Source organism: Coleofasciculaceae cyanobacterium (genome assembly GCA_036703275.1).
Classification (GTDB): Bacteria; Cyanobacteriota; Cyanobacteriia; order Cyanobacteriales; family Xenococcaceae; genus Waterburya.
The window spans coordinates 279,570-290,056 of sequence record DATNPK010000089.1; the positions used below are offsets into that span (position 1 = coordinate 279,570).

A 10,487-nucleotide genomic window follows, 5' to 3' on the forward strand; every position below is an offset into this window, starting at 1 on the left:
AAAACGAACACCATAAACTATGATGTTAAAACAAGTTATTTCCCAAATCAAAAAAATCTTTCCAGCACCTGAAGTTCATGCTCATTGCGATGGTCCTTGCGGTGTTTACGACCCTGCTTCAGCACGTATTACGGCTGAAGCGGTAGTTTCCCTGACCAAAAAGATCGTGGATTTAGAAGTTCCTGCTGCTGATGATAAAGCTGCAAATATTGCTTATCAAAACACTCTATCTCGCTATGTTGCGATTAAGGAAGAACAAGCTCAAAAAACTAAAGAGGATTTGTTAATTCTTTGGACAGACTATTTTAAGCCTGTACATTTAGAGCAATATCCCGATCTTCATGATACTTTTTGGAAAGCTGCTAAACTCTGCTCTGCTTGTAAAGTAGAAGTTAGTGTTGAACACGCTAATGAACTGATGGAAGCGATTCAGAAAATTCATGAGATGTTTTGGACAACCAAAGGACGTGACGTTAGCTTTATAAAAGCCAGCTAGTTAGGAATTAATTTAAGACTAAAAACTAGTATTTTTTAAGGGTGAGTTAGCTATATCTGGCTCGCCTTTTTGGATCTTAGTTTTGAGTCAATTCTCGACCGTAGAATAGACGCTGGTTCCAAGAATGAATTGACTAATTTTTTTGTTGATAATTCCTGAAAATAATGTATGATTATATATTTGGAGATATTCGTAATTGCAATCTAGAGAGGAAATAGTATATGTCTCGCTATAGAGGTCCGCGCTTGCGGATCGTTCGCCGTTTAGGAGATTTACCAGGCTTAACTAGAAAGAGTGCGCGTAAGGCTTATCCACCAGGACAACATGGTCAAAACCGTCGCAAACGCTCTGAATACGCTATTCGTTTGGAAGAAAAGCAAAAGCTGCGTTTTAACTACGGAATTACTGAAAAACAGCTAGTGCGTTATGTCCGTAAAGCTCGTCGAGTAGCTGGTTCTACAGGGCAAACTCTGTTAGAAATGCTGGAGATGCGTTTGGACAATACCATCTTCCGTCTAGGGATGGCTGGTACTATTCCCGCAGCACGTCAGCTAGTCAACCATGGACACATTACGGTAAACGATCGCGTGGTCGATGTTGCCAGTTATCAGTGTCGCCCTGGAGACTTAGTGAAAGTCAGAGATCGCGATCGCTCTCGTAAATTAGTCGAAACCAACATGGAATATCCAGGGTTGGCAAATTTACCCAGTCACCTTGAGTTTGATAAAAATGCTTTAACAGGTAAAGTCAATGGCGTGATCGAGCGTGAATGGATCGCCTTACAGGTAAATGAATTACTCGTTGTTGAGTACTATTCACGGATGGCGTAATTGTTGTTTTGGGTTGGTTTCGTGGATAAGTAAGCTGTAAGCTTTTAAATTTAAACGAAACTAGCACCAAATATTGCCTCATGCTTAAGCTTTTCCGCCTTGATACGCGAAAAAGTTATCCGCCAATTTGGGACATGGTACGAGTGTAAGTTCCATCAGTACCAGAGTCCCTGTCTTTGAAGTTGATTTCCGATTTAAGCAGTAATAGCTGATTAACTTGAGTTTGTAATTGAACCAGGTCTGCACCGCTACGCAGAGCGGTTTTAAGGTCAATCTGACCAGTTTCGTTAAGTAGACAAGGCCGTAACCAGCCATCTGCTGATAATCTAATTCGGTTACAGCGATCGCAAAAACATTCGGACATCTGTGAGATAAAGCCCAATGTCCCTTTGGCACCAGGAATTTGAAACACATCCGCAGGACCATTGCCTTTAATATTAGATTCAACTAAACCCCATTTTTGGCGAATTTGGCGACGCAACTGTTCAGAATCAATCCATGCCTTATTGCCGAACAATTCAGGATTGCCAATCGGCATAAACTCTATAAACCGAATGTGCCATTGACGTTCAAGGCTTAATTGGGCCAAGTCCAACACCTCAGTATCGTTTATCCCAGGAATTACCACCACATTAAGCTTGAGCGGATCGAATCCCACCTGATGAGCAGCCAGTATTCCCGACCAGGTTTGCTGCCAGCGACTCCGTCCTTTATTGCCGATGATTTGATCGAAAGTCTTTGGGTTTAGAGAATCTAGGCTGATATTGATGCGTCTCAGCCCAGCTTCATAAAGTGGCTGGGCTAAATCAGCTAGTAAAAAAGCATTGGTAGTTAAAGCAAGATCTTCGGTTTCTGGCAGCCGAGCAATATCTTTAACCAAATCTACCAAATTTTGACGCAGTAAAGGCTCTCCTCCAGTCAGACGAAACTTAGTAAAGCCCAAAGGAATAAAAACATCTCGCACTAAGGTGAGAATTTCTTGATTAGTTAATAATTCTTGGTTAAAAACATAATTTAGCTTCGTTCCCTCTGGCATACAGTATTGGCAACGAAAATTACATTTATCAATTAAACTGATGCGTAGATAGTCTATTTTAGGCATTAAGTAGATCGATATAAATCAAGTTAAACGCTTAAAAAAACTAATAGCTAAAATCAATAAATCTCAACGCTGCTAATTTACATCAAGCGTATATTAAGAATAAGATGATTTTTTCAAAACAAGCAATAATATCATTTTAACAATGAACTTTAATGAAGAGTTTTCTCTCCTGTTGCGTGCCTGTTATCCCTTAATTTATCTACCTACTAACGAAGAAGAAAGAGCTGAAAAAGCGATCGCCATGGCTACAGAAAAGCTAGGCAGGCGTAATATTTACATTTGGGACTTTGTTAACGGTTATCAGGAAAATCCGAATAATGTCGGTTTTGGTAAGCGTAATCCTTTACAGGCATTAGAATTTATTACCAGAATGCCTAAGAGCGCAGGAGGGGTGTTTATACTACGAGATTTCCAGCGTTTTTTAGAAGATATTGCAGTTTCTCGGGAATTGCGTAATTTGGCGCGAATTTTGAAGTCTCAGCCCAAAAATATTATTATTATTGCTCCTAAAGTTCAGATTCCAGAAGAGTTAACGGAAATTATCACCGTAGTTGAATTTGCCTTACCTACCGTCCCAGAAATAAAAACCGAGATCGAACGTCTAATTTCGGCAACGGGTCAAAATCTAGCCGAACAACTATTAGATGAATTAGTTAGAGCAGCTCAAGGATTATCTTTAGAAAGAATTAGAAGAGTTTTAACTAGAGCGATCGCCAGTAACGGTCAGCTCGAACCAGACGATGTAGAATTGATCCTCGAAGAAAAACGCTCCTCAATTCGTCAGACACAGATTTTGGACTATTATCCTGCAACTGAGCAAATTTCTGATATCGGCGGTTTAGACAACCTCAAAAGCTGGTTACTCAGACGTGGTGGAGCATTTAGTGAACAGGCTAGAGCCTACGGCTTACCAAACCCGCGTGGACTATTGCTGGTGGGAATACAGGGAACAGGTAAATCTTTGACTGCCAAAGCTATCGCCCATCATTGGCATCTACCTTTATTACGATTAGATGTAGGACGTTTATTTGCTGGTTTAGTCGGAGAGTCAGAATCTCGTACCCGCCAAACTATTGAATTAGCCGAAGCTCTTGCCCCTTGCATTCTGTGGATCGATGAAATTGATAAAGGGTTTGCCGGAATAGATGGAAAGGGAGATTCAGGGACTACCAGCCGTGTTTTTGGGACGTTTATTTCCTGGTTAGCAGAGAAGAAAACCCCTGTATTTGTTGTAGCGACAGCCAATAATATTCGTGCTTTACCGCCAGAAATGCTGCGCAAAGGCAGGTTTGACGAAATCTTTTTTGTTGGGTTACCCGATCAAACCGAACGAGAAGCTATTTTTAAGGTTCATTTAGCAAAATTGCGTCCCCATAATCTGGGCAATTATAATGCTAAGCGGTTAGCATATGAAACACCAGAATTTTCTGGGGCAGAGATCGAGCAAACTATCATTGAAGCAATGCATATTGGCTTTAGTCAAAATCGTGACTTTACCACAGATGATATTTTAGAGGCTGCTAGTCAAATAATTCCGTTAGCAAAAACTGCCCAAGAGCAAATTGAATTCCTCCAAAACTGGGTAGCAGCAGGAAAAGCTCGTCTGGCTTCCAAAAATAATGATTTAAGCGATCGCATTCAAAGTCAACTTAATTAGCGGATGACTAAATCTATTTTTCTCAAACGTCTGTCAGCTACTGTTCAGTTTATTTTAGGCTTCGTTTTGGGCGTTAGTCTAATTGCGGGAATATCTGGAGCAGCATTGTTTGCTTATTATAAAAAGATGTCCATTCTGCCCAAAAAACCAGTTTTCTCTAGAACAACAGTACCACAAAAGTCAGCATCAAACCCAATAGAACCTTCAACTACGATTGAACCTTTAGAGTCAACTACTGTTGAAGATGAAGTAGAAGAACCTGAAGCAGCTTCTGAAGAGCCTGAGTCACAGGCTGCCGCTGAATCAGAACTTCCTCCCGATGCCTATCGTGCCGTTGTTACCTGGCCTGAAGGTTTAAGTCTGAGAGCCGAACCGAGTACGAATGCAGATAAAGTTGGCGGTATTGAGGCTAAAACAAGTATTATCATCCTCGAAGATTCTGCTGATGGAAAATGGCAAAAGGTGAGACTACCGTTGAGTAATCAGGAAGGCTGGGTCAAAGGGGGCAATACCAAACGAACTTCTGATTAAACACTTTGGTTGAGACTTGACGATTTGCCGTAACTTTTCTGTACTATTTATTAAAAGCTATTATGGTTGTTAATATTGTCACAAAACTACGTACTTTTGACGAGAATATTTGTAACTAGACCCAAGGCAGATGTATGCTGAATAAATATATATATTATCTATAAAGTTTAATAATCAACTGGAGATTGGCATTTTGGAAACACACGAATTTGATGTTGTTATTATTGGAGGAGGGCCAGCGGGCTGCACCTGTGCGCTTTATACATCAAGGGCCAATCTCAAAACCGTTATTCTAGACAAGAATCCTGCGGTGGGGGCGTTGGCTATTACCCACCAGATTGCTAACTATCCTGGAGTAACAGGTGAGATCAGTGGAGAAGAATTGCTTGAGAGTATGAGAAATCAAGCAGTGGAATACGGTACTTCCTATCAACGCGCTCAGGTTTTCGGCATTGATGTTAGTGGCGAAATGAAGAAAGTTTACACTCCAGAAGGTACTTTTACCGCTAGAGCTTTAGTACTGGCAACTGGCGCAATGGGACGTAGCGGAGCTTCTTTTGAAGGAGAATCAGAATTTCTCGGTCGTGGGGTGAGCTACTGTGCTACCTGTGATGGAGCGTTTTATCGCGATCGCGAAGTGGCGGTAGTTGGCTTAAATCAAGAAGCAGTAGAGGAAGCCCAGTTTCTAACTAAATTTGCTTCTAAAGTTCACTGGATTACTTTCAAAGATCCTCATAAGGAAGATTACCATGCTCAAGACTTACTGAGTATGTCTAATGTTAAGCACTGGCGACGCTCGCGTTTAGCAGCTATTGAAGGTAATGACGCGGGAGTAACAGGAGTTAAACTAAAAAGCAAAGATGCCAGCGAACCTCTATCTTTACAATTAGAAGGAGTTTTTGTCTACCAAAATGGTTCTAAACCAATTACAGATTTTGCTGGAGATCAGGTGGAATATAATCCTGATGGCGGTGTTAAAGTAGATGATGCGATGTCTACAAGTGTCCCTGGGGTATGGGCGATCGGCGATATTCGCAACACTCCTTATAAGCAAGCAGTTGTAGCCGCGGGAGACGGCTGTATTGCTGCGATGTCTATCGATCGTTATCTAAATCATCGCAAATCGATTAAACCTGACTGGGATCATTCTTAGATATTGATTAAAAGCGATGGCTTTTTTAAAGCAAAATTATCAGTATTATAAAATACCGCACCTGGTTTTTAATCATACCATCGCTCAAAAGTAATCAAAGATTTAGTAGTGGACTGATCCGCCTAATATGTGGCTGTAGAAAAGTCTCTTAAAGGATATGCCCGTGCATAATTAGCTGAGTCTTCGACTTGCTACGCGATATGCCCTAAAGGACTAGCTTCGCGTCGCGGAGCGGTATGCTAAAGCACTAGCTTCGCGTCGTCCTTTAGGACACGAAGTTAGTTATACACGGGCAATCGCGTCCTCCGCAATCCCGTCTTCTGCGTCTTACAGATGAACACAACTTTTTAGTATGTAACCTGAGTTCTGGAAAAGAAAGTAGCAATTAAACAAAATTGTCCTATCTTTTATACGTAGTGCTATGAGACAAAAAATTAGACCCTGATTTTCTCAGAGTCGTAACAAGTCATCTTGCACAAAATTCAAGTTCAATTATTTGACAGTTCATTAATTCTTGAGCGTACCTAATCAGAAAAACCTGGTTTATTTTTCAATTTCTGGCACAATATCAGGACGTTCTTTACCTTCCCAACCAGGGGGACGTTTAGAATTATACCAGGCAATTGAACCAATAGTTACAGCAGCAACAAAGCCTAATCCCAGTACAGCAGTTGCAGCATAGGGAAAGTGAGGTTCATTACTTGCGACTTGCAATAAAAGATTCATAAACTTTTTCCATTTTATTTGAATTACTGACAAACTTATCTTGTGAACGGTATGCTATACATCTCTCTTGCTACAGATAAACTATCAACCAAAGGATAGATTTCATAGTATAGTTTTGCCTCAAGAATCAAATTATGGCGATCGCTTTAAAATTTCTCCAATTGTTTTAATTGTCCATTTGCTCTTGCAAATAAGTCTGTAGTAAACTATCGAGCTTATCTTCGGGACAACATTGAATCAAAGCTTCAAACGCTTCATATAGTTTAGCCGCACTATCACCTAAGATTGGAGTAATTCCCCAAACATCTTCAACCCACTGTTGCGGGGGCTGATCGTCGAAGATCATGCGTTCTAATAATTGTTTAGCTTCAGCTTTGGAAAGAGACATAGTTACTATTATCCAAATCAACAATATTTCATTATTAAGCATCTTCGGTTGATAAGCTTAGAAAATATCTTTTACGAACTTTAAAAATGCTTAATACTCTTAGTTGGTCTAATCCTTGGACGATCGCCTTATCCTTAAACACTATTTTATTAGCGATCGCTTTTATTAGTCCGAAAAAACTTTTAACTCCTATAGGCAATATAAATGGCGCGATCCTGGGAATATTAGTTTGGGGAACTTTAGGCTGGCGTGGCTATTTAATCGTAATGCTATTTTTCCTATTAGGTTCTGGATTAACTTTTGTCGCTATTGAGCAAAAAGAAGCGGAAGGAATTGCTGAAGAACGTTCGGGAATGAGAGGTGCAGGCAATGTCTGGAGTTCGGCACTAACCGCCACTAGCTGTGCGATCGCTACTTTATTTTTTCCTTCTCCAATCAAAGAATTATTTGTCTTGGGCTATGTTGCCAGTTTTTGTACTAAGCTTTCGGATACTACTGCCAGTGAAGTGGGAAAAGCCTACGGTAAAACAACTTATCTCATTACAACACTTAAACCTGTTCCTAGAGGGACAGAAGGGGCAGTAAGCTTAGAAGGAACTATTGCAGGAGCTTTAGCTTCAGTTGTTTTAGCCGTTATTGCTTGGGCAATTGGCATGATTAACCCAATCGGAATCATTTGGTGTGTAATTGCTGCCTTTATTGCTACTACTATCGAAAGCTTAGTTGGTGCAACCTTAGAATCTCGATTTACCTGGCTGACTAACGATCTTGTTAATTTTCTTAATACCGTAATCGGTGCGATCGCTGCTATTTTTCTATCCCTAATAACTGCTTCTATTTAAATTAAAATATTTAAAAACTTTTAATCTATCCAATTAAATAATCAACACCCAAAAGAAAAATCATCTGCGTTCTTGATGCAGTCGCTCTTTGTAGGTTTCCTACAAAGAGCGACTGCATCGCTTTATCTGTGTTCATTACTTGCAACGCGAAAGACGGACGCGAAGCTAATCATGCACGGGCAAAGCTAATCATGCACGGGCATATCCTTTAAGGGATATATTTATTCTTCCCATCCAAATTAGGAAAAAAAACAATTCTCCATCATTGCCTCGTGCAGCAATTTTTTATATTTTGCTGAACTAATAATATAAGAGCCAAAACGTTCCAAGTGAGAATTTTGCAGTTGAGCATCAAACAGCAAATACTGCTTTTTGCGTAAATGCTCGACTAGTTTCACCATTGCCACTTTAGAACCTTCGGTAATACGATAAAACATTGATTCACCAATAAAAGCACCTTTAATCGCGATCCCTAATATTCCTCCCGCTAATTCATCTCCCTGCCAGGTTTCAAAACTGTGTGCCCACCCTGCCTCATGTAAAGCAAGATATATATCCATTAATTCTTCAGAAATCCAGGTGCGATCGCGATCGGCACAGCCTTCACAAACTGCTTGAAAATCACGGTCGATCGCCACTGTAAACTTTTCCTGGTTAAGTACTCTTTGTAAAGATTTCGGATAGCGGAAACGCTCGTCCAAGGGAATTAAGGTACGCTGGCGACTAGAGTACCAGTCCAATTCATCATCCTCTGACATTAAAAAGTAGCCTTGACTATATCCTTCAATAATCGAAGGAATATTAATTTTCATACTTTTACTATTATCTATTTCTAAATAAAGATGTTTAGATTTAAAAAAAACTGTATCAAGTTATCAGTTACCCATAATTAATAATCAATCAATTTAAGACAAATTCAACACAACACAACATAACAAATCACTATGACAGACTCTGCCAAACCGATCGCTCCTGTTACCTTACCCGACGTGCAGCATCCTGAGAAAGAGGAGGAATGGCTCAAGCAATCCTTGCATACTTGGTTGGATGAAGAATTTTTGCCCGAAGCAGTTAACGCCAAAATAGCTCAAAGAGCAGCCAAAATATTTGTTCGTCAACGTATGGAGGGAGAAAATGACCTCGGCTCACTAGTTATTGCCATTATTGCCGAGATGCGGGCTTTTGATTTTAGTCGCAGTTTTTATAGTGAATTCGCCGTTGCTAATGCGGTAAGCGATTTAATTTTGGATAGCCTGGGTATAGATCGTTGCTGTGGTGAATAATTTTTCAATAATTAGTGAACAATGAGCAAATTTACCTGGATGAATGGCTGGAAAAATCGAGCATCAGCAAATATAGATGCTGCAACAAGACGTTTACAAAAATTATTTCCTATCGATCATGTGACCAAAAAAGCTGTTGGCTGGCTAAGCGTCAGTGATGAAAGAGTAGCTGAAATATTAACTACCGTCAGAGAAAAGCTACCAACAACCGAAGCCTTATTAATTGGTAAACCACAGGCAGGTAAAAGTTCGATTGTTCGTGGTTTAACTGGAGTTTCTGCTGAAATAGTGGGACAGGGCTTTCGTCCCCATACTCAAAACACCGAAAGGTATGCTTATCCTTCAGAAGAACTACCGCTCCTTATATTTACAGACACGGTAGGACTAGGAGACATAAATCAAAATACTCAAAAGATTATCGCAGAATTAGAGTCTGAATTAAAGCAACAAACTCAACGTGCCAGAATTTTAATTCTCACCGTCAAAATTAGCGACTTCGCTACCGATACTCTACGGCAGATAGCTAAAGAATTACAACAGAATCATTCAGAGGTTCCTTGTCTGTTGGCAGTTACTTGTCTCCACGAAGTCTATCCCTCAAACGTAACGAATCATCCAGAATATCCACCTGATTATGAAGTAGTCAACCGCGCTTTTGAAGCAATCAAACAAGACTTTGAAGGACTATGCGGTCGCGCTATTCTAATTGATTTTACTTTAGAAGAAGATGGTTATGATCCTACCTTTTTTGGCTTAGAAAGATTAACAGAAGCTTTAGCGGAATTACTTCCCGAAGCCGAATCACGAACCATTTATCAGCTACTCGATAACAATGCTGGCGAAGAATTGGGCAATCTTTATCGTGATACTGCCCGACGTTATTTAGTAGCTTTCTCAACTATGGCTGCAACCTTAGCTGCTGTTCCGTTACCCTTTGCTACTATGCCTGTTTTAACAGCTTTGCAAATCTCGTTAGTCGGATTGTTAGGGAAACTGTACGGACAAACTTTGTCTCCTTCTCAAGCTGGTGGAATAGCAAGCGCGATCGCTGGTGGTTTTTTTGCTCAAGCGATCGGTAGGGAACTAATCAAGTTCATTCCTGGTTTTGGTAGCGTTATCGCAGCATCATGGGCAGCAGCTTATACTTGGTCACTGGGAGAAGGAGCTTGCGTCTATTTTGGCGATTTGATGGGAGGCAAAAAACCTGACCCCAATAAAATACAGTCCGTAATGAAAGAATCTTTCGTCTCCGCTAAAAAACAATTTAAAAATGTTCGGCAGTAGTAATTTAAACTTTTTTCAATCTCTTAAAGTTATACTCTGAACTGTTTTAAGCGCAAAATATCTACCTAGATTCCCAAATAATTTGGCCAAAGGGTTGACAAGGATAAATATATTCCCTATATTGGTAAATGCGCGGTTGAGAGGTAACCCCGAACAACAAGCGGACAGAACCTAGACAATACAATAGTTTGACGG

General features: G+C 40.2%; 12 protein-coding genes. 8 read left to right on the forward strand and 4 right to left on the reverse strand.

All coding sequences use genetic code 11. The features are described 5' to 3' along the window. Positions 1-19: 19 nt before the first annotated feature. Positions 20-496, forward strand: a complete 477-nt coding sequence (sodN, locus tag V6C71_17850) for a superoxide dismutase, Ni (protein HEY9770326.1) — start codon at positions 20-22, stop codon at positions 494-496. A gap of 221 nt (positions 497-717) precedes the next feature. Then, a complete protein-coding gene (rpsD, locus tag V6C71_17855) occupies positions 718-1,326 on the forward strand; it encodes a 30S ribosomal protein S4 (GenBank protein ID HEY9770327.1) in 609 nt (202 codons plus the stop codon). A 115-nt stretch (positions 1,327-1,441) separates the two neighbouring features. Here the strand turns inward: rpsD and moaA are convergent, their stop codons facing one another. Continuing rightward, entirely contained in the window at positions 1,442-2,428 is a 987-nt protein-coding gene (moaA, locus tag V6C71_17860; GenBank protein ID HEY9770328.1) for a GTP 3',8-cyclase MoaA, read from the reverse strand. A 142-nt stretch (positions 2,429-2,570) separates the two neighbouring features. On the opposite strand from moaA, the gene V6C71_17865 reads away from it, so the two are divergent. The 3 genes from V6C71_17865 (at position 2,571) to V6C71_17875 (ending at position 5,769) form a co-directional block, all read left to right on the forward strand. Beyond that, positions 2,571-4,085, forward strand: coding sequence for an AAA family ATPase (locus V6C71_17865; protein ID HEY9770329.1), 1,515 nt, complete (start codon positions 2,571-2,573; stop codon positions 4,083-4,085). Between the two features lie 3 nt (positions 4,086-4,088). Next, positions 4,089-4,616, forward strand: a complete 528-nt coding sequence (locus tag V6C71_17870; protein ID HEY9770330.1) for an SH3 domain-containing protein — start codon at positions 4,089-4,091, stop codon at positions 4,614-4,616. A gap of 193 nt (positions 4,617-4,809) precedes the next feature. Further along, entirely contained in the window at positions 4,810-5,769 is a 960-nt protein-coding gene (locus V6C71_17875; GenBank protein HEY9770331.1) for an FAD-dependent oxidoreductase, read from the forward strand. 543 nt (positions 5,770-6,312) lie between these two features. On the opposite strand, the gene V6C71_17880 is transcribed toward V6C71_17875, so the two are convergent. Both V6C71_17880 and V6C71_17885 read right to left on the reverse strand, forming a co-directional pair. Then, a complete protein-coding gene (locus V6C71_17880; protein HEY9770332.1) occupies positions 6,313-6,495 on the reverse strand; it encodes a hypothetical protein in 183 nt (60 codons plus the stop codon). Positions 6,496-6,661: 166 nt separating this feature from the next. After that, positions 6,662-6,883, reverse strand: a complete 222-nt coding sequence (locus V6C71_17885; protein ID HEY9770333.1) for a hypothetical protein — start codon at positions 6,881-6,883, stop codon at positions 6,662-6,664. A gap of 86 nt (positions 6,884-6,969) precedes the next feature. Here V6C71_17885 and V6C71_17890 point away from each other — a divergent pair, with 86 nt between their 5' ends. Then, positions 6,970-7,725 carry a TIGR00297 family protein gene (locus V6C71_17890; protein HEY9770334.1) on the forward strand — a complete coding sequence of 252 codons (756 nt, stop codon included), beginning with the start codon at positions 6,970-6,972 and terminating at the stop codon, positions 7,723-7,725. A 239-nt stretch (positions 7,726-7,964) separates the two neighbouring features. Here V6C71_17890 and aat read toward each other — a convergent pair whose 3' ends face one another. Continuing rightward, on the reverse strand, positions 7,965-8,537 hold the full coding sequence (gene aat / locus V6C71_17895) for a leucyl/phenylalanyl-tRNA--protein transferase (protein HEY9770335.1): 573 nt from the start codon (positions 8,535-8,537) through the stop codon (positions 7,965-7,967). A gap of 132 nt (positions 8,538-8,669) precedes the next feature. Here aat and V6C71_17900 point away from each other — a divergent pair, with 132 nt between their 5' ends. Both V6C71_17900 and V6C71_17905 read left to right on the forward strand, forming a co-directional pair. Further along, positions 8,670-9,008, forward strand: coding sequence for a hypothetical protein (locus V6C71_17900; GenBank protein HEY9770336.1), 339 nt, complete (start codon positions 8,670-8,672; stop codon positions 9,006-9,008). Between the two features lie 21 nt (positions 9,009-9,029). Then, positions 9,030-10,292, forward strand: a complete 1,263-nt coding sequence (locus tag V6C71_17905) for a GTPase (protein HEY9770337.1) — start codon at positions 9,030-9,032, stop codon at positions 10,290-10,292. The last annotated feature ends 195 nt before the right edge of the window (positions 10,293-10,487 follow it).